Raw genomic sequence first — 21,174 nt, forward strand, 5'->3', positions numbered from 1 at the left:
AAGGGCTGCGCAGCGGCCCCAGCAATCTATGGGGTTTGCTGAAATCTTGGGGCTGCTGCGCAGCCCTTTCGCGACGCAAGGCCGCTCCTACAGGGCATGTGTTTTATTCGGATTTCCGAACAAGCATAGGAAAACCTGTTCGGTTTTTCGGAAAAATTCCGGATAATCTGCGCCAGGCGTGACTCGCCCTTAACAGCCAAACGGATTTGACAAAACCAGGTCCTGTTTCCATAGTGAGTCAACGCAAACGTTTGCGATCCGATAAAAAACACAAGATTCGGAGTCATCGTCCATGAAACTGCCGTTCCCCGGTCGTCTGCTGGCCCTCGCTGTCGTCTCGTCACTTTCCCTGGCCTTGCCGCTCAGTGCTGCACACGCCGAAGAAAAGCCCAAAGTCGCCTTGGTGATGAAGTCCCTCGCCAACGAATTCTTCCGCACCATGGAAGACGGCGCCAAGGATTATCAAAAAAGCCACGCCAATGATTTCGACCTGATCGCCAACGGCATCAAGAACGAAACCGACACCGGCGAGCAGATCCGCATCGTCGAGCAGATGGTCAACGCAGGGGCCAAAGCCCTAGTGATTGCGCCAGCGGACTCCAAAGCCCTGGTTTCAGCCGTTAAAAAAGCCGTGGACCAAGGCGTGGTGGTGATCAACATCGACAACCGCCTAGACCCCGAACTGCTCAAAAGCAAAGGCATCAGCGTACCCTTCGTAGGCCCCGACAACCGCAAAGGCGCCCGCTTGGTGGGCGACTACCTGGCCCAGCAGAAGCTCAAGGCCGGTGACCAGGTCGGCATCATCGAAGGCGTGCCGACCACCACCAACGCCCAACAGCGCACCGCTGGCTTCAAGGATGCGATGGAAGCCGCTCAGATGAAGATCGTTTCGGTGCAGTCCGGCAACTGGGAAATCGACAAAGGCAACGCCGTCGCCGCCTCCATGCTCAACGAATACCCCGAGCTCAAGGCCCTGCTAGCCGGTAACGACAGCATGGCCCTGGGCGCCGTGTCGGCCGTGCGCGCCGCAGGCAAGACCGGCCAGGTGCAAGTGGTCGGTTACGACAACATCAATGCCATCAAACCCATGCTCAAGGACGGCCGCGTACTCGCCACCCTCGACCAGGCCGCCAGCCAGCAGGCGGTGTTCGGTATCCAGGCGGCGCTGAAGATGATCAACGGTGAGAAGCCGGGCGTGGATGCCGACAATGTCATCCAGACCCCCGTCACGCTCATCACCCAGCCCTGATACCCGCCAGGAGAGAGGGCCATGCCTGCAACGGCCAATGAAGTGGTGCTCGCCGCCAGCGGGCTGGGCAAGACCTACGCCCAGCCGGTGCTCGGTGACGTCGGCCTGAGCCTGCGCGCCGGTGAAGTATTGGCCCTGACGGGCGAGAACGGTGCTGGCAAGAGCACGTTGTCCAAGCTCATCAGTGGCCTCGAGGTGCCCACCACCGGGCACATGACCTACCGCGGCCAGGCCTACGCGCCCGGCAGCCGCAGCGAGGCCGAGCGCCTCGGTGTGCGCATGGTCATGCAGGAACTCAACCTGCTGCCGACCCTGACCGTGGCCGAAAACCTGTTCCTCGACAACCTGCCCAGCCGCTTCGGCTGGATCAGCCACAAGCGCCTGCGCCAACTGGCCACCGCTGCCATGGCCCAGGTCGGGCTGGACGCCATCGACCCGGACACCCCGGTCGGCGAGCTGGGCATCGGCCATCAGCAGATGGTCGAAATCGCCCGCAACCTGATCGGCGATTGCCGTGTGTTGATCTTCGACGAACCCACCGCCATGCTCACTGCGCGTGAAGTGGAGCTGCTGTTCACCCAGATCGAACGCCTGCGCCAACGCGGCGTGGCCATCGTTTATATCTCCCATCGCCTCGAAGAACTGCAGCGCGTGGCCCAGCGCATCGTCGTGCTGCGTGACGGCAAGCTGGTGTGCGACGAGCCGATCCAGCGCTACAGCAGCGCCGAGCTGGTCAACCTGATGGTCGGCCGTGAGCTGGGCGAACACATCGACCTGGGCCGCCGCGAGATTGGCGCGCCGTTGCTGAAGGTCGACCGGCTTAGTCGGGGCGACAAGGTGCGTGAGGTGTCGTTCGAGGTCAGGGCAGGGGAGATCTTCGGTATCTCTGGCCTGATTGGCGCCGGCCGCACCGAGCTGCTGCGCCTGATCTACGGTGCCGACCGCGCCGACAGTGGCAGCATCGCCCTGGGCCAGCCGCCACAGGCAGTGACCATCGACTCACCCAAAGCCGCCGTCAAAGCCGGTATCGCCCTGATTACCGAAGACCGCAAAGGCGAAGGCCTGCTGTTGACCCAGTCGATCAGCGCCAATATCGCCTTGGGCAACCTTGGCGCGGTATCGCGCGCCGGTGTGCTCGACAGCGAGGCTGAAATGGCCCTGGCCGAACGCCAGATCCAGGCCATGCGCATCCGCAGCGCCGGCCCGCAACAGGCTGTTGGCGAACTGTCCGGTGGCAACCAGCAGAAGGTGGTGATCGGCCGTTGGCTAGAGCGTGATTGCCAGGTGCTGTTGTTCGATGAGCCAACCCGAGGCATCGACGTCGGCGCCAAGTTCGACATCTACGGTTTGCTGGCCGAACTGGCGCGCCAAGGTAAGGCCTTGGTGGTGGTGTCCAGCGACCTGCGCGAACTGATGCTGATCTGCGACCGCATTGCCGTGCTCTCGGCTGGCCGCCTGATCGACACCTTCGAGCGCGACCATTGGAGCCAGGACCAGCTGCTTGCCGCAGCCTTTGCCGGCTATCAGACACGTGACGCACTGCTGCATGACGCAGCACCCAGGATGGATGCATGAAAACCACTCCCCTCGACAGCCAAAACGCCGCCCCCGTGCGCCGCAGTGGCACGTACTTCGGCCTGGGCACTTACCTGGGCCTGGCCGGCGCGCTGCTGGCGATGATCGTGCTGTTCTCGTTCCTCAGTAGCCACTTCTGGTCCTATGCCACCTTCAGCACACTGGCCAACCAGATCCCCGACTTGATGGTGCTGGCGGTCGGCATGACCTTCGTGCTGATCATCGGCGGCATCGACTTGTCGGTCGGCTCGGTGCTGGCGCTGGCGGCCTCGACAGTCAGCGTGGCCATTCTCGGCTGGGGCTGGGGCGTGCTGCCCTCGGCGCTGCTCGGCATGGCCGTGGCAGCCCTGGCCGGTAGCATCACCGGCGGCGTTACCGTGGCCTGGCGCATCCCCTCGTTCATCGTTTCGCTCGGCGTGCTGGAGATGGCCCGCGGCCTGGCCTACCAGTTCACCGACTCGCGCACCGCTTATATCGGCGACGCCTACGCCTGGTTCTCCAACCCGATCGCGTTCGGTATTTCGCCGGCATTCCTCATCGCCTTGCTAGTGATCGTGTTGGCCCAACTGGTGCTGACCCGCACGGTGTTCGGCCGCTACCTGATCGGCATCGGCACCAACGAAGAGGCCGTGCGCCTGGCGGGCATCGACCCGCGCCCCTACAAAGTGCTGGTGTTCGCCCTGATGGGGCTGCTCGCCGGCCTGGCGGCGCTGTTCCAGATTTCGCGCCTTGAGGCCGCCGACCCCAACGCCGGGTCCGGCCTTGAATTGCAGGTGATTGCCGCCGTGGTGATTGGTGGCACCAGCTTGATGGGTGGCCGCGGTTCGGTCATCAGTACCTTCTTTGGCGTGCTGATCATTTCAGTGCTGGCCGCAGGGCTGGCGCAGATCGGCGCATCGGAACCCACAAAACGCATCATCACCGGGGCGGTGATCGTCATCGCCGTGGTGCTCGACACTTACCGTAGCCGGCGTGCAGGCCGGCGGAACTGAAAACATGGCAACCATTAAAGACGTCGCGGCACTGGCGGGTATTTCTTACACCACCGTGTCCCATGTGTTGAACAAGACCCGCCCTGTCAGTGAACAGGTGCGGCTCAAGGTCGAGGCCGCCATCGTCGAGCTCGACTATGTACCCAGCGCGGTGGCGCGCTCGCTCAAGGCGCGCAGCACTGCCACCATCGGCTTGCTGGTGCCCAACAGCGTCAACCCGTACTTCGCCGAACTGGCGCGAGGGATCGAAGACGCCTGCGAACGCAACGGCTACTGCGTGATCCTGTGCAACTCCGACGACAACCCGCAAAAGCAGCGCAGCTACCTGCGTGTACTGCTGGAAAAACGCATCGATGGCCTGGTGGTAGCGTCTGTAGGTGAAGACAGCGACCTGTTGCAAAGCCTGGCCTGCGTGCGCACGCCCATGGTCATCGTCGACCGCGAGCTGGACGGCGTCGACGCCGACCTGGTGCGCATCGACCACGAGCACGGCGCTTACCTGGCCACTCGGCACCTGCTGGAGCTTGGCCATCGCGACATCGCCTACATCGGCGGCCCGGCCGAAACCGGTGTCAGCCAACTGCGCCTGGCCGGTTTCCGTCGCGCCCTGCAAGAGGCAGGGGTAGAGGCGGAGCCCAGCCGCGTGCTGCATTGCGATTTCACCAGCCCAGGCGGCCACGGCGCGGCCGCACAGTTGCTGGACGGCAACCGGCCGACGGCGATCTTCGCCGGTAACGACATGATCGGCTTTGGCGTGCTGCGCGCCGCCGCCGAGCGCAACATCAACGTACCGGGTGAACTGTCGGTGATTGGCTTCGATGACATCGAGCTCAGCCGTTACGTTTACCCGCCGCTGACCACCGTGGGCCAGTCGATCCGCGAGCTGGGCGAAAACGCCGCCGCGTTGCTGCTCTCGCGCATCGCCACGCCTCGGCAGGGTTCGGCAGAGCAGCGCATCGTCGCCCCGCGCATCGTACAGCGCGAGTCCACCGGGCCACGCCCGGACCTATTCAATGATTACCGCTAAGGAGCGCTTATGCATGCCAAGGTAGTGGTGGTCGGTAGCCTCAACATGGACTTGGTCGCCCGCGCCCAGCGTTTGCCACGGGCCGGCGAAACCTTGCCTGGCGAGGCGTTTTTCACGGCGCCCGGCGGCAAGGGCGCCAACCAGGCGGTGGCGGTAGCACGGTTGGGTGGCAGTGTGGCGATGGTCGGCAACGTCGGTGATGACGCCTATGGCCAGCAACTGCGCAAGGCGCTGGAGCGCGAAGGCGTTGATTGCCAGGCGGTGAGCGTGTGCGAAGGGGTTTCCAGCGGTGTGGCGCTGATCACCGTCGACGCCGCCAGCCAGAACTGCATCGTCATCATCCCGGGTGGTAATGGCCTGCTGACGCCGCAGTCGGTGCAGGGCTTCGATAAGTTGCTGCAGGCAGCCGACGTCATCATCTGTCAGTTGGAAGTGCCGACCGAAACCGTGGCCTGGGCCTTGGCCAGGGGGCACGAACTGGGCAAGCGTGTCATCCTCAATCCGGCGCCTGCTACAGGCCCGCTGCCCTCAACCTGGTTTGGCCATATCGATTACCTGACCCCAAACGAAAGCGAGGCCGAAGCACTGACCGGTATCGCCGTCACCGACCAGGGCAGCGCCCTGCGCGCCGGTGAGCGATTGCTGCAACTGGGCGCTGGCAAAGTGATCATCACCCTCGGCGCCCAAGGCGCCCTGTTGGTGACCGCGCAGGGCCATCAGCACTTCCCCGCGCCGGTGGTGCAGCCGGTGGACACCACGGCCGCTGGCGACACCTTCGTGGGTGGTTTTGCCGCAGCTTTGGTGCGGGGCCTGGAGGAGGGCGAAGCAATCGCCTTCGGCCAGCGCGCCGCGGCATTGTCGGTCACCCGCGTGGGGGCGCAACCGTCGATTCCCTACCTCTCGGAGCTGCAGCCATGAAAAAGACCGCGCTGCTCAATATCGCCCTGTCACGGACCATTGCCGGCTTGGGGCATGGCGACATTCTGGTGATTGGCGATGCCGGGCTGCCGGTGCCGCCTGGCGTCGAGCTGATCGACCTGGCGCTGACGCCGGGCATACCGGATTTCGCCAGCGTGCTACGGGTGGTGCTGAGCGAGATGCAGGTAGAGCGGCATGTGCTGGCCGAGGAGATGCAGAAAGTAGTGCCACCCGGGCTGGTCGAGATTGAACGCTTGCGCGGTAAGCTGGGCAAGCGGGAGTGGATGAGCCATGAGGAATTCAAAGTGCTGTCGCGCAGTGCGCGTGCCGTGGTGCGCACGGGGGAGTGCCAGCCGTACAGCAACATTGCCCTGATATCCGGGGTGACTTTCTAACCCTGACGCGATCCCTTGTAGGAGCGGCCTTGCGTCGCGAAAGGGTCGCGTAGCGGCCCCAGGTTTTAGCAGCGCCGCATATACCGCAGGGGACCGCCATGCGGCCCTTTCGCGACGCAAGGCCGCTCCTACAGGAGATCGTGTGGCCTGCGAGTAACGCTGCAAAACCTGCACCTCACCCAAGGCAACAGGAGTGCCCTATGCTCAAACCCCTGCTACAAGGACTCACCCTCATGGCCGCAGCCACCACCACTACCCTCCAGGCCGCCCCGCGCGACCTGATCATCGACACCGACCCCGGTGCCGACGACGTGGTTGCGCTGTTCCTGGCCATGGCCTCGCCCGATGAGCTGAACATCCGCGCCATCACCACCGTGGCCGGCAACGTGCGCCTCGATAAAACCTCGCGCAACGCCCGCCTGGCCCGCGAATGGGCTGGCCGTGAAGACATCCCCGTGTACGCCGGGGCCGGCCGCCCGCTGGTGCGCACGCCCATCTACGCCGCCGAAGTGCATGGCGAAGAAGGCCTGACCGGTGTGCAAGTCCACGCGCCGCAAAAGCCGCTGGCCCAAGGCAATGCCGTGCAATACCTGGTCGACACCCTCGGCAGCGCACAACCCCACAGCATCACCCTGGCCATGCTCGGCCCACAGACCAACCTGGCCCTGGCACTCATCCAGCGCCCGGAGATCGCCCAAGGCATCAAAGAAGTCGTGGTCATGGGCGGCGCCCATTTCAACGGCGGCAACATCACCCCTGCAGCCGAATTCAACCTCTACGCCGACCCGCATGCCGCCGAGGTGGTGCTGGCCAGTGGCGTACAACTGACTTACCTGCCGCTGGACGTCACCCACAAGCTGCTGACCAGCGAAGCACGCCTCAAGCAACTCGCGGCGGTCAACAACCAGGCCAGCAAGCGGGTCGTGGATATTCTCAATGCCTACATCACCCACGACATGGACCTGTACGGCATGCCTGGCGGCCCGGTGCACGACGCCAGTGTCATTGCCTACCTGCTAAAACCCGAGCTGTTCAGTGGCCGACGCGTTCACATGGCCATCGACAGCCGCGAGGGCCCGACCTTTGGCCAGACCATCGCCGACTGGTATGGCGTGCTGAAACAGCCCGCCAACGTCATGTGGGTAGAGGAGGGGGATGCTCAGGGCTTTTTCGACCTGCTCAGCGCGCGCCTGGCTCGATTGCAATAGGGGAATGCCTGGCGAAGCGCTCGAACGCTTGGTCCATAAAGCTGCGCGCCGCTTCGCTGCCGCGGTCGCGCACCAGCAGGTCGATGGCAATCAGTAGCAACTCCTCCGGCGTGCTGGGGCTGTAGGCGCTCTGGCCCTCCGCCCATTTGACCTTGATATCGGCGTCGATGCTGTGGCTGCTCATGAAAGGCTCTCACTGGGGGCCTGGGACGAAGGGGCGAACACCGGATCCTGATGTTCGAGGGAGGCACGGCGCGCTCCACTTCTTGCAGTAAATCATGCCTTTGCGTCAATGACTCTGCGACATAAGAATAAAAAGCTTTGCGCGGCAAACCAAGCGTATTGTGCAAAATCCAGTCACGATTGCATTTCGCCTCCACCGGCATGTTCAGGCAGACTTGTGCGGTTTTGCAACAAACAATGCGCGCAGCTGTCGGATCAGACAGTGCCCAGATCGATTTTAGGAGGATTCATGTTCCGTACCCGTGCTTACCTGGCGACCCTGGCGGTGGCTGCTGTGCTGGCTGGTTGCAGTACCGGTGGCAATTCTGCTGGCAGTGCGCCTGCCGTACCGGCAGGCAACGACGGTCGCTGCGAAGCCAGCGGTGCCGATTTTGCCATCGGCAAGCCGGGCAGCCCAGACCTGCTGGAGCAGGCCCGCAAGGCCAGTGGCTCGCAGATGGCTCGTATGCTCAAGCCGCACGATGTGGTGACCCTGGAGTACCGCTCCGAGCGCCTTAACCTGAATGTGGATGAGCAAGGTGTGGTAACCCGCGTCAACTGCGGCTAAGCCGTTGCGAACCCCATAAAAAAACCCGCCACTTGGGCGGGTTTTTTTACAGCTGTCCGAATTACTCCGGACGAACCTGTGCAGCCTGCATGCCTTTCTGGCCTTTTTCGGCCACGAAGGAAACAGCCTGGCCTTCTTTCAGGCTCTTGAAGCCGTCAGATTCGATGGCCTTGAAGTGTACGAAGAGGTCGTCGCCGCCGCTTTGTGGGGTGATGAAGCCGTAGCCTTTTTCATCATTGAACCATTTGACGGTGCCGTTTTGGCGATTGGACATGGGGTGAATCTCCAGACATTTGATTTTTTCAGTGGTGCGATGTTGCCGAGGCTCCGAAGCACCGGCAACATCATAGTCTAATTCTGCGCATCTAGCGCCTTTTACGTTCGCCAGATGTTGATCCAGCGCAAACAATGGGTGTCGAATCGCGGCTTTATGGTTTCAGCCCTTCATGCATGCTTGCTGCACAACCGTTTGAGCTTTCTGCATCAGCTTGGCGTCAACGCCATCCTTGCTGTCTAGGTCCTTGATCTGCTCATCGCTGAAGTTCTTTTCAATAGCCGTTGCGCCACAGCTGCAGTGCTGCTGCGCCGCCTTGGCGTCCAGGCCCTGGGCGGTGGCGGCCTCGATGCACTGGGACATGTAGTTTTGCTTCGCGCCAGCCGGGAACGAACCCGCGTTGGCCGCAACCGGCAGCAGCAGGGCGCCAGCAACGCTCAGGGCCAGAAGAGACGGAAATCTCATAACCAGACACTCCTTGGTTTAGGTCTCATCAAGAGTAGGATGCTTCCCAAAGTCTGATAGGAATTTTTCCGCGTAAGTTCACCCCGGTTGTGTAATTTCCAAATATTTCTGCATCGTGCCCAACCCCGCGTGCTAGCATGCTCGGCTTGTAGCTGACAACGTGCAGCTCACCTGTTTTTTACCTTCCAGTCACTCTGGTTCGCCCCTGGTAAGCCGAAAGGCTTCTGCCACTGTGAGGCAGGCTTTCTTTCGAGAAAGACAGCGCGGATCTTGTACTGGCTCATCCCAACCCACGTGACCTTTGGTAGGGGTCACCAGTAGGAGAGGATGCGCCATGCCCGCCATTACTCTTCCCGATGGCAGTCAACCTTCGTTTGATCACGCCGTATCCGTAGCCGACGTCGCCGCCTCTATTCAGGCTCTTGAAGCCGTGAGATTCGATGGCACTGAAGTGTACGAAGGGGTCGTCGACGCCGCTTAGTGGGCTGATGAAGCCGAAGCCTTTTGCATCATTGAACCATTTGACGGTGCCGTTTTGGCGATTGGACATGGGGTGAATCTCCAGACATTTGATTTTTTCAGTGGTGCGATGTTGCCGAGGCTCCGAAGCACCGAAGCACCGAAGCACCGGCAACATCATGGTCTAATTCTGCGCATCTACCGCCTTTTACGTTCGCCAGATGTTGTTCCAGCGCAAACAATGGGTGGTGAACCTCCGCTTTATGGTTTCAGCCCTTCGTGCATGCTTGCTTAACAACCGTTTGAGCTTTCTGCATCAGTTTGGCGTCCACGCCATCACTGCTGTTCAGGTCCTTGATCTCGTCTTCGCTCAAGTTCTTTTCGATAGCTGTTGCGCCACAGGTGCAGTGCTGCTGCGCCGCCTTGGCGTCCAGGCCCTGGCCGGAGGCGACCTTGGTGCACTGGGGCATGTAGTTTTACTTCGCGCCAGCCGGGAGCGAACCCGCGTTGGCTGCAACCGGCAGCAGCAGGGCGCCAGCAACGCTCAGGGCCAGAAGAGACGGAAATCTCATAACCGGACAGTCCTTGGGTTAGGGAAGGTTTGAAATACCCACCGATTTTTTGATACTCCAATCACTTGGCGTTCAAAAAAACGGTGGCCTGCCAAAAATCAGGCTCTGGCACTTCTTAACTCATGGTTTTTCCTTGAACAGCGCCTTTCCGCGTATTTCGCGCATCACAGGCGCACCGCTCCCGCAACCAGCAGCCGTTTTCGCATCATCCACAGGTTCGACAGGGCAAACAGTGCGGTCTGTTGCGCGGTGTTTTTCAGGTGGCCGCGATAGCGCACTTTCGTATAGCCAAACTGGCGCTTGATCACTCGAAACGGATGTTCGACCTTGGCCCGTATCTGGGCCTTGGCGTATTCGATTTTGCGACGCGCCTGAGCGATCAAGCTCTTCTTGCCATGCTTCTTATACGTGCTGGGCCGTGCCGCAATCGACCAGATCATTTTGCGGTTCTGATGCTCAGGACGCTTGTCCACGCCGGTGTAACCGGCATCGCCAGAGACGTAGGTTTCCTCGCCGTGCAGCAACTGATCGACGTGCCAAGTCCGCCACATTCGCCGCCGTGCCCACCAGGCTACGCACCAACCCGGACTCGGCATCGACGCCAATGTGCGATTTCATTCCAAAAAAGTACTGATTCCCTTTCTTGGTTTGGTGCATTTCAGGATCGCGCTTGCCGTCCTTGTTCTTGGTCGAGCTCGGGGCATGAATGATCGTCGCATCGACCACGGTGCCAGGCGCAGCATTAGGCCACGGTCACTCAGATAACCGTTGATGACCTGCAAAATCCCGCCCGCCAACTCATGTTATTCCAGCAGGCGACGGAAGTTGAGGGTCGTGGTTTCATCGGGAATCCGATCCAGATGCAGCCCGGAAAACTGGCGCAGGATCGTCGTCTCGTACAGTGCTTCTTCCATCACCGGATCGCTGTAGCCGAACCAGTTCTGCATCAGATGAAGCCGCAGCATCGCCATCAACGGATACGCCGGACGGCCACCTTCACCCTTCGGATAATGCGGTTCGATCAAGGCAATCAAACCTTCGGGCACGACTTGATCCATCTCGATCAGGAAGCGCTCGCGGCGGGTCTGCTTACGTTTGCCAGCGTACTCGGCATCGGAAGGACATCTGTTTCATGGGGCTCAATCGTCGTGTTCGTGTCAGGCGGGTATTTCAACAGGGATGGGAGTCTTTTTCATAGTTTCCTTAGGTCTCATCAAGAGTAGGATGCTTCCCAAAGTCTGATAGGAATTTTTCCGCGTAAGTTTACCGCGGTTGTGTAATTTCCAAATATTTCTGCATCGTGCCCAACCCCGCGTGCTAGCATGCTCGGCTTGTAGCTGACAACGTGCAGCTCACCTGTTTTTTACCTTCCAGTCACTCTGGTTCGCCCCTGGTAAGCCGAAAGGCTTCTGCCACTGTGAGGCAGGCTTTCTCTTGAGAAAGACAGCGCGGATCTTGTACTGGCTCATCCCAACCCACGTGACCTTTGGTAGGGGTCACCACTAGGAGAGGAGGCGCCATGCCCACTATTACTCTTCCCGATGGCAGTCAACGTTCGTTTGATCACGCCGTATCCGTAGCCGACGTCGCCGCCTCCATTGGTGCTGGCCTGGCCAAGGCCACCCTGGCCGGCAAGGTCGACGGCAAGCTGGTCGACGCCTGCGACCTGATCACCTACGACGCCACCCTGCAGATCATCACCCCTAAAGATGAAGAGGGACTGGAGATCATCCGTCACTCGTGCGCCCACTTGATTGGCCACGCGGTGAAACAGCTGTACCCGACCGCCAAGATGGTGATCGGCCCGGTGATCGACGAAGGCTTCTATTACGACATCGCCTATGAGCGCCCCTTCACCCCAGAAGACATGGCCGCCATCGAAAAGCGCATGCTGCAGCTGATCGAGAAGGATTACGACGTCGTCAAGAAGATGACCCCGCGCGCCGAAGTCATCGACGTGTTCAAGGCCCGTGGTGAAGACTACAAGCTGCGCCTGGTCGAAGACATGCCGGATGAACAGGCCATGGGCCTGTACTACCACGAAGAATACGTCGACATGTGCCGCGGCCCGCACGTGCCGAACACGCGCTTCCTCAAGGCATTCAAGCTGACCAAGTTGTCCGGCGCCTACTGGCGCGGCGATGCCAAGAACGAGCAGCTGCAACGCGTCTACGGCACCGCCTGGGCCGACAAGAAGCAGCTGGCCGCCTATATCCAGCGCATCGAAGAAGCCGAAAAACGCGACCACCGCAAGATCGGCAAGCAACTCGACCTCTTCCACCTGCAGGAAGAAGCCCCAGGCATGGTGTTCTGGCACCCGGACGGCTGGACCGTCTATCAGGTGCTCGAGCAGTACATGCGCAAGGTTCAGCGCGACAACAACTACCTCGAGATCAAGACCCCGCAGGTTGTTGACCGTATTCTGTGGGAGCGTTCCGGCCACTGGTCCAACTACGCCGAGAACATGTTCACCACGTCGTCGGAAAACCGTGACTACGCGGTCAAACCGATGAACTGCCCGTGCCACGTGCAGGTGTTCAACCAGGGCCTGAAGTCGTACCGCGACCTGCCGATGCGCCTGGCCGAGTTCGGTGCTTGCCACCGTAACGAGCCGTCCGGCGCCCTGCACGGCATCATGCGTGTACGTGGCTTCACCCAGGACGACGCGCACATCTTCTGCACCGAAGATCAGGTGAAGAAAGAAGCCGCCGACTTCATCAAGCTGACCCTGGACGTCTACAAGGACTTCGGTTTCAGCGACATCGCCATGAAGCTCTCGACCCGCCCAGCCAAGCGCGTGGGCTCTGAAGAGCTGTGGGACCGCGCCGAGGGCGCCCTGGCCGATGCCCTGAACGAATCTGGCCTGGAGTGGGAATACCAGCCGGGCGAGGGCGCGTTCTACGGTCCGAAGATCGAATTTACCCTGCGCGACTGCCTCGGCCGTAACTGGCAGTGTGGTACCCTGCAGTACGATCCGAACCTGCCAGAGCGTCTGGACGCCAGCTACATCGCCGAAGACAACAGCCGCAAGCGCCCGGTAATGCTGCACCGCGCCATCCTCGGTTCGTTCGAACGCTTCATCGGCATGCTCATCGAGCATTACGCGGGTGTGTTCCCGGCATGGCTGGCGCCGACCCAGGCAGTGGTCATGAATATCACCGACAAACAGGCCGATTTCGCCCTTGAAGTTGAGAAATCTCTGAACGGTAGCGGTTTCCGTGCCAAGTCGGACTTGAGAAATGAGAAGATCGGCTTTAAAATCCGCGAGCATACTTTGCTCAAGGTCCCGTACCTTTTGGTTATAGGGGACCGCGAAGTCGAAACGCAAACCGTCGCTGTGCGTACTCGCGAAGGCGCAGACCTGGGCTCCATGCCCGTCGCGCAATTCGCTGAGCTCCTGACACAAGCGGTTTCCCGGCGTGGTCGCCAAGAATCGGAGTAATGACTATTAAGCGTGAAATGAGAAACGATAAACGTGCTGTACCGAAGGCCCCGATCAACGAGAATATCTCGGCCCGCGAGGTTCGGTTAATTGGCGCAGACGGCGAGCAGGTTGGCATCGTCTCGATTGATGAAGCGCTGCGTATCGCTGATGAAGCGAAGCTGGATCTGGTGGAAATCTCTGCAGACGCGGTACCGCCGGTCTGCAAGGTCATGGACTACGGCAAGCACCTCTTCGAAAAGAAGAAGCAGGCTAACGAAGCCAAGAAAAACCAGAAGCAGATCCAGATCAAAGAAATCAAGTTTCGTCCAGGGACGGAGGATGGGGATTACCAGGTAAAACTACGCAACCTGGTACGTTTCCTTACCGATGGGGACAAGGCCAAGATCTCTCTGAGATTCCGTGGTCGTGAGATGGCCCACCAGGAGCTGGGCATGGAGCTGTTGAAGCGGGTTGAAAATGACCTGCTTGAATACGGCACCGTTGAGCAGCATCCTAAGATGGAAGGACGCCAGCTTATGATGGTCATCGCCCCCAAGAAAAAGAAGTAATCTCCCGGGCACGGCAGGCCTGATGATTATGTGTAATTTTATCGAATGCGGAGTTCCAACATGCCAAAAATGAAAACCAAGAGCGGTGCTGCGAAGCGTTTCCTGAAAACAGCTTCGGGCTTCAAGCACAAGCACGCTTTCAAGAGCCACATCCTGACCAAAATGTCGACCAAGCGTAAGCGTCAACTGCGTGGTAGCAGCTTGCTGCACCCGTCTGACGTCGCGAAAGTCGCGCGCATGCTGCGCGTTCGTTAATTCTGGTCAAAGATAGAGGAAGTTACTCATGGCTCGTGTAAAGCGCGGCGTTATCGCTCGTAAGCGTCACAAAAAAATTCTGAAACTGGCTAAAGGTTACTACGGTGCACGCTCGCGCGTATTCCGCGTAGCCAAGCAGGCTGTCATCAAGGCCGGTCAATACGCCTACCGTGACCGTCGCCAGAAGAAGCGTCAGTTCCGCGCACTGTGGATCGCTCGTATCAACGCCGGTGCCCGCACCAACGGTCTGTCTTACAGCCGTCTGATTGCTGGCCTGAAAAAGGCGTCGATCGAAATCGACCGTAAGGTTCTGGCCGATCTGGCAGTGAACGAAAAAGCGGCGTTTGCTGCGATTGTCGAGAAAGCTAAAGCCGTTCTGGCTTAAGTACCCGCGACAATCACCCGGCGGCGCTAGCGTCGCCGGGCATTGAACGTCATCGATAGGGGAAGAGCCTTCAAAGCTCTTCCCCTATTTTCGTATCTGGAGTCTGTACATGGAAAACCTGGATGCGCTGGTCTCCCAAGCCCTTGAGGCCGTAGAGCGCGCTGAAGACATCAATGCCCTGGAACAGATCCGGGTTCAATATCTCGGCAAGAAAGGCGAGTTGACCCAGGTGATGAAGACCCTGGGCAACCTGCCAGCCGAAGAGCGGCCGAAAGTCGGCGCGCTGATCAACGATGCCAAGGAACGCGTCACCGAGGTGCTCAACGCACGCAAGGCCGCCTATGAAGAAGCCGAGCTCAGCGCTCGCCTGGCTGCCGAATGCATTGACGTCACCCTGCCAGGCCGTGGCCAGACCACCGGTGGCCTGCACCCGATCACCCGTACACTCGAGCGCATCGAGCAGTTCTTCACCCACATCGGCTACGGCATTGCCGAAGGCCCAGAGGTCGAAGACGACTACCACAACTTCGAAGCGCTCAACATCCCCGGCCACCACCCGGCGCGGGCGATGCACGACACCTTCTATTTCAATGCCAACATGCTGCTGCGCACCCATACCTCGCCGGTGCAGGTGCGGACCATGGAGTCCAGCCAGCCGCCCATTCGCATTGTCTGCCCGGGCCGCGTCTACCGCTGCGACTCGGATATCACCCACTCGCCGATGTTCCACCAGGTCGAAGGCCTGCTGATCGATCGCGATATCAACTTCGCCGACCTCAAGGGCACCATCGAAGAATTCCTGCGCGTCTTCTTCGAAAAAGAACTGGCTGTGCGCTTCCGCCCGTCGTTCTTCCCCTTCACCGAGCCGTCCGCTGAAGTCGATATCCAGTGCGTGATGTGTTCTGGCAAAGGCTGCCGCGTCTGCAAGCAGACCGGCTGGCTCGAAGTCATGGGCTGCGGCATGGTCCACCCGAACGTGCTGCGCATGTCCGGTATCGACCCTGAAGAATTCCAGGGCTTCGCCTTCGGCATGGGCGCCGAGCGCCTGGCCATGCTGCGCTACGGCGTCAACGATTTGCGTCTGTTCTTCGACAACGACCTGCGCTTCCTCGCGCAATTCCGCTAGGTCAATGCCCGACGCAACTTTCAGGAGAACAGCATGAAATTCAGTGAACAGTGGCTGCGCGGTTGGGTAAACCCGCAAGTCTCCCGTGACGAACTGGTCGCCCGCCTGTCCATGGCCGGCCTCGAAGTCGACAGCGTGACCCCCGCTGCCGGCCAGTTCAGCGGCATCGTCGTGGGCGAAATCCTCGCCACCGAGCAACACCCGGACGCCGACAAGCTGCGCGTCTGCCAGGTCAGCAACGGCCAGGAAACCTTCCAGGTTGTCTGCGGCGCCCCCAATGCGCGCCCGGGCATCAAGATCCCGTTCGCCATGATCGGTGCCGAACTGCCAGGCGACTTCAAGATCAAGAAGGCCAAGCTGCGCGGCGTCGAGTCGTTCGGCATGCTGTGCTCGGCGGCCGAGCTGCAGATCAGCGAAGAAAACGACGGCCTGCTGGAACTGGCGGCTGACGCTCCGGTTGGCGAAGACATTCGCCAGTACCTGAGCCTGGACGACGCCAGCATCGAAATCGGCCTGACCCCGAACCGCGGCGACTGCCTGTCCCTGGCCGGCCTGGCCCGCGATGTCAGCGCCCTGTACAACGTCCCGGTCACCCGCCCAGTCTTCCCGGCTGTACCGGCTGCCCACGACGAAGTGCGCCCGGTCGAAGTGACTGCCCCGGCTGCCTGCCCACGCTACCTCGGCCGCGTCATCCGCAACGTCGACCTGTCCAAGCCGACCCCGCTGTGGATGGTCGAACGCCTGCGCCGCAGTGACGTGCGCAGCATCGACGCCGCCGTCGACATCACCAACTACGTGATGCTCGAACTCGGCCAGCCGATGCACGCCTTCGACCTCGCCGAAATCAACGGCGGCATCCGCGTCCGCATGGCTGAAGAGGGCGAAAAACTCGTCCTGCTCGACGGCCAGGAGGTCGCCCTGCGTGCCGATACCCTGGTCATCGCCGACCACACCCGCGCCCTGGCCATTGCCGGCGTCATGGGTGGCGAGCACAGCGGCGTCAACACCGAAAAAACCCGCGACCTGTTCCTTGAAAGCGCCTTCTTCGAGCCGATCTCCGTCGCTGGCAAGGCCCGTTCCTACGGCCTGCACACCGATGCCTCGCACCGCTACGAGCGCGGCGTCGACTCGCAGCTGGCCCGCGAAGCCATGGAACGCGCCACCGCGCTGATCCTGGAAATCGTCGGCGGCGAAGCCGGCCCGATCGTCGAAGCTGTCAGCGAACAGCACCTGCCCAACGTCGCCCCGGTAACCCTGCGCGCCGAACGCATCACCCAGATGCTTGGCATGGAGCTGGAAGCCGCCCAGGTCGAGCAACTGCTCAACGCCCTGGAACTGACCACCACGGCGAACGGGGCAGGGCAGTGGACCGTCAACGTCCCGAGCCACCGCTTCGACATCAGCCTGGAAGTCGACCTGATCGAAGAGCTGGCCCGCCTGTACGGCTACAACAACCTGCCGGTCCGCTACCCACAGGCGCGCCTCGCGCCCCAGGGCAAGCCGGAAACCCGCGGTGACCTGCCGAACCTGCGCCGCCTGCTGGTCGCCCGCGGCTACCAGGAAGCCATCACCTACAGCTTCATCGACCCGAAGTTGTTCGAGCTGTTCACCCCTGGCGTGGAGCCGCTGCTGCTGGCCAACCCCATCTCCAGCGACATGGCCGCCATGCGCGCGTCCCTGTGGCCGGGCCTGGTCAAGGCGCTGCAGCACAACCTCAACCGCCAGCAAGACCGCGTACGCCTGTTCGAAAGCGGCCTGCGCTTCGTCGGCCAGCTCGGTAACCTTGAGCAGCAACCGATGATCGCCGGCGTCGTCACCGGCAGCCGCCTGCCAGAAGGCTGGGCCAACGGCCGCGACGGCATCGACTTCTTCGACGTCAAAGCCGACGTGGAAGCCCTGCTGGGTTACTCCGGCGCGCTGAGCGACTTCACCTTCAGCGCCGGCAAACACCCCGCCCTGCACCCAGGCCAAACCGCCCTCATCGAACGCGACGGCAAGCCCGTCGGCCACCTCGGCGCCATTCACCCCGAGCTTGCCAAAGCCCTGGGCCTGGATCGCCCGGTGTTCCTGTTCGAGCTGGTGTTGGGTGACGTGGTCGAAGGCCGCCTGCCGAAGTTCAGCGAACTGTCCAAGTTCCCAGAAACCCGTCGCGACCTGGCGTTGATTGCAGGACGTGATGTAGCTTCTAACGCGGTGCTTGAATTAATTCGTGACAATGCAGGCGAATGGCTCACAGACCTCAGGCTGTTTGATGTCTACCAAGGTAAAGGCATTGATCCTGATAGAAAAAGCCTGGCCGTCGGCTTGACCTGGCAGCATCCATCGCGCACTCTTAACGACGATGAGGTGAACGTTACCCTGCAAAATATCCTCACCTCGCTCGAACAAAGGTTGAACACCACGTTAAGGAAATAACGGCATGGGTGCTCTGACGAAAGCTGAGATGGCCGAAAGGCTGTACGAGGAGCTGGGGCTTAACAAGCGTGAGGCCAAGGAGTTGGTCGAGCTGTTTTTCGAAGAAATTCGGCACGCACTTGAAGAGAACGAGCAGGTCAAGCTGTCCGGTTTCGGCAACTTCGACCTTCGCGACAAACGCCAGCGGCCGGGCCGCAACCCCAAGACAGGGGAAGAGATCCCGATCACCGCTCGCCGCGTCGTCACCTTTCGTCCAGGGCAGAAGTTGAAGGCCCGGGTTGAGGCCTATGCTGGAACCAAGCCATAACGACGAACTGCCCCCCATACCGGGCAAACGCTACTTCACCATTGGTGAAGTCAGCGAGCTTTGCGCGGTAAAGCCGCACGTGCTGCGGTATTGGGAGCAGGAGTTCCCTCAGTTGAACCCCGTGAAGCGGCGGGGGAATCGGCGGTATTACCAGCGCCAGGACGTGCTGATGATCCGCCAGATTCGAGCGCTGCTGTATGACCAGGGGTTCACCATTGGCGGGGCGCGGTTGCGGCTCTCCAGTGATGAGGTGAAGGATGAGTCAAGCCAGTACAAGCAGCTGATTCGGCAGATGATTGTTGAGTTGGAGGATGTGTTGGTGGTGTTGAAGAAGTAATTTGCTCCGACGAATGGAAATTTTTTTGAGAAAAAGCTTTCATTTATCAAAAGGTTAGGGTAGATTCTTCAACGTTCTCAGCGGTATCGAGAATAGAGTCGGGGCGTAGCGCAGCCCGGTAGCGCACTTGCATGGGGTGCAAGGGGTCGAGTGTTCGAATCACTCCGTCCCGACCAAATAACTCCAAAGAATCCAGTCACTTAGCGGTGACTGGATTTTTTATGGCTGTCCGCTTTTTCGTGGTTAGCAATTTTGCCCCACTTTTTGCCCCACCGAATTTCAGCTGCCCACTGTCTAAGAGTTTGAATCGGACGATCTCTGGCGCTGCACCCACTCATGCGGAAGGCGAGTAGCCTGGAGGGGGATGTGATGGTGCGAATCCCTACGCTTCCGCCACCAATTCTAATTAAAGCCCTGATTTTTCAGGGCTTTTTTTTGGTGCGCCCGGCAGGGCGCGCTCACTCAGGGGTGAAAGTCCCCCGCACACCCGGCAAGGGGAAGTGCTAGCTAGAGGCAAGGGTTTCGCGGGCGACTGCGAGTCTGAAGGAAGCCCGAGGCAAATCGCTGGCCTGACGAACAGGAAGCGGATACGAGGCGGCATGGCGGGGTAAGCAGTCCAAAATCTGCGAAGCCCAATACTTGCACAGAACGCCATGACGTAGATCCGACAGGCATAAGCGTGAAAGTGGGTGCGCAATACCCGGGGAGATCTGCACGGTTGCCCGTCAGGGCTACCGGCACCGCGAGGTGCTGGAATGACTGTGCAGAAGTCAGCAGAGGGCATAGTAGGTCGCGAGACTGAAGGCCTGAACGATTAATACCGAGAGTAGAACAGCTGATCTCGACAAGGCGGCACTGCTGGAGGATCGGTACCTGCCACGGGCGGTGCGCCGAGTGGACATTCCCAAGCCTAATGGCGGGGTTAGAACACTCGGCGTACCCACGGTGGTGGATCGGCTTATCCAGCAGGCGCTCCATCAAGTACTGCAACCGATCTTCGAGCCAACCTTCTCCGATGGCAGCTACGGCTTTCGTCCGCAGAGAAGTGCGCTCGATGCGGTCGCCAAGGCGAAAGAGTATGTGGCCGAAGGAAAGCACTGGGTAGTGGACATCGACCTGGAGAAATTCTTCGACCGGGTCAACCACGACGTGTTGATGGCTCGACTCGCCTATCGAGTGAGGGATGGTCGCGTACTCAAGCTGATCCGGCGCTTCTTAGAGGCGGGGATGATGGCTAATGGCGTGATTCAACCCCGCAGCGAGGGTACGCCTCAGGGTGGGCCGCTGTCCCCATTACTGTCGAATATCCTGCTGACCGATCTTGATCGAGAGCTGGAAAGGCGGCAGTTGAAGTTCTGCCGATACGCTGACGACTGCAATATCTACATCGGCAGTGAAGGCGCAGGGCAACGGGCGATGGCGAACATCAGAGCCTTCCTGGAAGGTCATCTGAAGCTACGTATCAACGAGCAGAAAAGCGCAGTAGCACGGCCTTGGAAGCGAAAGTTTCTGGGCTACGCGATTACGATCTATCGCCAAGAGACACGGGTGCGACCTGCCCCCGAAAGCCTGCGAAGACTGATGGATCGAGTTCGTGAGTTGCTGCGCAAGGGGCGAGGACGGTCCTTGTCTCACACTATAGAGATGCTAAATCCCGTGTTGCGGGGGTGGGCAAACTACTTTCGGCTTGCTGGCCGGTGAATACCATCCCCAAGCCGTACGTGCGGTTGAAATTCCCAAGCCGCAGGGCGGCACGCGGCAACTGGGAATTCCCAGCGTCGTGGATCGCCTGATCCAGCAGGCATTGCTGCAACAACTCACGCCATTCTTCGATCCTCTGTTCTCGGATTTCAGCTACGGCTTCCGTCCGGGCAGGAGCGCGCATCAAGCTGTCGAGATGGCCCGTGCCCATGTGGCATCGGGGCACCGGTGGTGCGTGGAAGTCGATCTGGAGAAGTTCTTTGATCGGGTCAACCACGACATCCTCATGGCCTGTATCGTGCGCCGGGTCTACGAGGGCGCGCAACCTGATGCGTCTGGGCTTAAGCGAGGAGCGTGCCTGTAAATCGGCCTATAACGGCCGAGGCCCATGGTGGAACTCGGGGGCGCCACATATGAATCAGGCGCTGCCGAAGAAACTATGGGACCGACTCGGACTGGTCTCGATACTGGATACGATCAACCGGCTTAGCCGCATAGCTTGAACCGCCGTGTACGGAACCGTACGCACGGTGGTGTGAGAGGACGGCGGGTGTGAACCCGCCTCCTACTCAATCCTGCTCGTTTCTAGCCCATCTCCTAGCCCATACTTTGGGCGCTGGCTTTTCCTGGTTCACCATGGAATTTTCTGCCGAACGGGCACGCGGTCACTTCAGGCGCTGGTGCAATACTGTTCGTGGCCTGCTATCACACGCTCCATTCGATCTCCTGAC

General features: G+C 60.4%; 21 protein-coding genes, 1 tRNA gene and 5 pseudogenes. 21 read left to right on the forward strand and 6 right to left on the reverse strand.

The features are described from left to right. The 8 genes from OO306_RS03195 to OO306_RS03230 form a co-directional block, all read left to right on the forward strand. On the forward strand, positions 1-182 hold a 182-nt coding region (locus tag OO306_RS03195; protein WP_265967669.1), incomplete at its 5' end, for a hypothetical protein. A 110-nt stretch (positions 183-292) separates the two neighbouring features. Beyond that, positions 293-1,249, forward strand: a complete 957-nt coding sequence (locus OO306_RS03200; RefSeq protein WP_265967670.1) for a sugar ABC transporter substrate-binding protein — start codon at positions 293-295, stop codon at positions 1,247-1,249. A gap of 21 nt (positions 1,250-1,270) precedes the next feature. Beyond that, entirely contained in the window at positions 1,271-2,824 is a 1,554-nt protein-coding gene (locus OO306_RS03205) for a sugar ABC transporter ATP-binding protein (protein ID WP_265967671.1), read from the forward strand. Then, a complete protein-coding gene (locus OO306_RS03210; RefSeq protein ID WP_027596138.1) occupies positions 2,821-3,816 on the forward strand; it encodes an ABC transporter permease in 996 nt (331 codons plus the stop codon). Before OO306_RS03205 ends, OO306_RS03210 begins: the two co-directional genes overlap by 4 nt. 4 nt (positions 3,817-3,820) lie before the next feature. Next, positions 3,821-4,843, forward strand: coding sequence for a LacI family DNA-binding transcriptional regulator (locus OO306_RS03215; protein ID WP_265967672.1), 1,023 nt, complete (start codon positions 3,821-3,823; stop codon positions 4,841-4,843). 9 nt (positions 4,844-4,852) lie between these two features. Further along, the gene (gene rbsK / locus OO306_RS03220) at positions 4,853-5,761 is read left to right on the forward strand and encodes a ribokinase (RefSeq protein ID WP_265967673.1); all 909 of its coding nucleotides are present in this window, start codon (positions 4,853-4,855) and stop codon (positions 5,759-5,761) included. Beyond that, complete coding sequence (gene rbsD / locus OO306_RS03225; protein WP_027596141.1) at positions 5,758-6,156, forward strand: D-ribose pyranase; 399 nt, start codon at positions 5,758-5,760, stop codon at positions 6,154-6,156. Before rbsK ends, rbsD begins: the two co-directional genes overlap by 4 nt. Positions 6,157-6,356: 200 nt before the next feature. Further along, positions 6,357-7,364, forward strand: coding sequence for a nucleoside hydrolase (locus tag OO306_RS03230; RefSeq protein ID WP_265967674.1), 1,008 nt, complete (start codon positions 6,357-6,359; stop codon positions 7,362-7,364). Here OO306_RS03230 and OO306_RS03235 read toward each other — a convergent pair. Beyond that, positions 7,336-7,548, reverse strand: a complete 213-nt coding sequence (locus OO306_RS03235) for a hypothetical protein (RefSeq protein WP_027596143.1) — start codon at positions 7,546-7,548, stop codon at positions 7,336-7,338. The genes OO306_RS03230 and OO306_RS03235 overlap by 29 nt on opposite strands. A gap of 288 nt (positions 7,549-7,836) precedes the next feature. Here OO306_RS03235 and OO306_RS03240 point away from each other — a divergent pair, with 288 nt between their 5' ends. Continuing rightward, positions 7,837-8,154, forward strand: coding sequence for an I78 family peptidase inhibitor (locus OO306_RS03240; RefSeq protein WP_265967675.1), 318 nt, complete (start codon positions 7,837-7,839; stop codon positions 8,152-8,154). Between the two features lie 61 nt (positions 8,155-8,215). Here OO306_RS03240 and OO306_RS03245 read toward each other — a convergent pair whose 3' ends face one another. The 5 genes and pseudogenes from OO306_RS03245 to OO306_RS03265 all read right to left on the reverse strand — a co-directional run bounded on the left by OO306_RS03245 (position 8,216) and on the right by OO306_RS03265 (position 11,058). Continuing rightward, positions 8,216-8,428 carry a cold-shock protein gene (locus OO306_RS03245; RefSeq protein ID WP_027596145.1) on the reverse strand — a complete coding sequence of 71 codons (213 nt, stop codon included), beginning with the start codon at positions 8,426-8,428 and terminating at the stop codon, positions 8,216-8,218. A gap of 162 nt (positions 8,429-8,590) precedes the next feature. Next, on the reverse strand, positions 8,591-8,893 hold the full coding sequence (locus OO306_RS03250; RefSeq protein ID WP_027596146.1) for a hypothetical protein: 303 nt from the start codon (positions 8,891-8,893) through the stop codon (positions 8,591-8,593). A gap of 415 nt (positions 8,894-9,308) precedes the next feature. Next, a pseudogene (locus tag OO306_RS03255) lies at positions 9,309-9,443 on the reverse strand (cold-shock protein); the annotation flags it as partial. A gap of 178 nt (positions 9,444-9,621) precedes the next feature. Further along, positions 9,622-9,924, reverse strand: a pseudogene (locus OO306_RS03260) (hypothetical protein). A 164-nt stretch (positions 9,925-10,088) separates the two neighbouring features. After that, a pseudogene (locus tag OO306_RS03265) lies at positions 10,089-11,058 on the reverse strand (IS5 family transposase). Positions 11,059-11,443: 385 nt separating this feature from the next. Between OO306_RS03265 and thrS the strand changes: the two are divergent. The 12 genes and pseudogenes from thrS to OO306_RS03325 form a co-directional block, all read left to right on the forward strand. After that, positions 11,444-13,366 carry a threonine--tRNA ligase gene (gene thrS, locus OO306_RS03270; RefSeq protein WP_265967676.1) on the forward strand — a complete coding sequence of 641 codons (1,923 nt, stop codon included), beginning with the start codon at positions 11,444-11,446 and terminating at the stop codon, positions 13,364-13,366. Continuing rightward, a complete protein-coding gene (infC, locus tag OO306_RS03275) occupies positions 13,366-13,917 on the forward strand; it encodes a translation initiation factor IF-3 (protein WP_016487884.1) in 552 nt (183 codons plus the stop codon). The genes thrS and infC overlap by 1 nt, the downstream gene beginning before the upstream one ends. Before the next feature lie 60 nt (positions 13,918-13,977). After that, positions 13,978-14,172, forward strand: a complete 195-nt coding sequence (rpmI, locus tag OO306_RS03280) for a 50S ribosomal protein L35 (protein ID WP_008100408.1) — start codon at positions 13,978-13,980, stop codon at positions 14,170-14,172. Positions 14,173-14,200: 28 nt separating this feature from the next. Further along, positions 14,201-14,557 carry a 50S ribosomal protein L20 gene (rplT, locus tag OO306_RS03285; protein ID WP_003250671.1) on the forward strand — a complete coding sequence of 119 codons (357 nt, stop codon included), beginning with the start codon at positions 14,201-14,203 and terminating at the stop codon, positions 14,555-14,557. A gap of 109 nt (positions 14,558-14,666) precedes the next feature. After that, positions 14,667-15,683: a phenylalanine--tRNA ligase subunit alpha gene (pheS, locus tag OO306_RS03290; protein WP_027596148.1), complete on the forward strand. Its 1,017-nt coding sequence runs from the start codon at positions 14,667-14,669 to the stop codon at positions 15,681-15,683. Positions 15,684-15,716: 33 nt separating this feature from the next. Beyond that, complete coding sequence (gene pheT, locus OO306_RS03295) at positions 15,717-18,098, forward strand: phenylalanine--tRNA ligase subunit beta (RefSeq protein ID WP_265967677.1); 2,382 nt, start codon at positions 15,717-15,719, stop codon at positions 18,096-18,098. Between the two features lie 4 nt (positions 18,099-18,102). After that, positions 18,103-18,405 carry an integration host factor subunit alpha gene (gene ihfA / locus OO306_RS03300; RefSeq protein WP_003250679.1) on the forward strand — a complete coding sequence of 101 codons (303 nt, stop codon included), beginning with the start codon at positions 18,103-18,105 and terminating at the stop codon, positions 18,403-18,405. Further along, the gene (locus OO306_RS03305; RefSeq protein WP_008100384.1) at positions 18,386-18,742 is read left to right on the forward strand and encodes a MerR family transcriptional regulator; all 357 of its coding nucleotides are present in this window, start codon (positions 18,386-18,388) and stop codon (positions 18,740-18,742) included. Before ihfA ends, OO306_RS03305 begins: the two co-directional genes overlap by 20 nt. 99 nt (positions 18,743-18,841) lie before the next feature. Next, positions 18,842-18,918: transfer RNA gene (locus tag OO306_RS03310), tRNA-Pro, on the forward strand. A gap of 670 nt (positions 18,919-19,588) precedes the next feature. Next, positions 19,589-20,431: pseudogene (ltrA, locus tag OO306_RS03315) on the forward strand (group II intron reverse transcriptase/maturase); the annotation flags it as partial. Beyond that, positions 20,430-20,807 (forward strand): reverse transcriptase domain-containing protein, encoded by a 378-nt coding sequence (locus OO306_RS03320; protein WP_265967678.1) that lies wholly within the window; start codon positions 20,430-20,432, stop codon positions 20,805-20,807. The pseudogene ltrA and the gene OO306_RS03320, both read left to right, overlap by 2 nt. Next, positions 20,752-20,946, forward strand: a pseudogene (locus tag OO306_RS03325) (maturase); the annotation flags it as partial. The gene OO306_RS03320 and the pseudogene OO306_RS03325, both read left to right, overlap by 56 nt. Between the last annotated feature and the right edge of the window lie 228 nt (positions 20,947-21,174).

Origin of the sequence: Pseudomonas sp. DCB_AW (assembly GCF_026240895.1) — a bacterium.
Taxonomy (GTDB): Bacteria; Pseudomonadota; Gammaproteobacteria; order Pseudomonadales; family Pseudomonadaceae; genus Aquipseudomonas; species Aquipseudomonas kermanshahensis.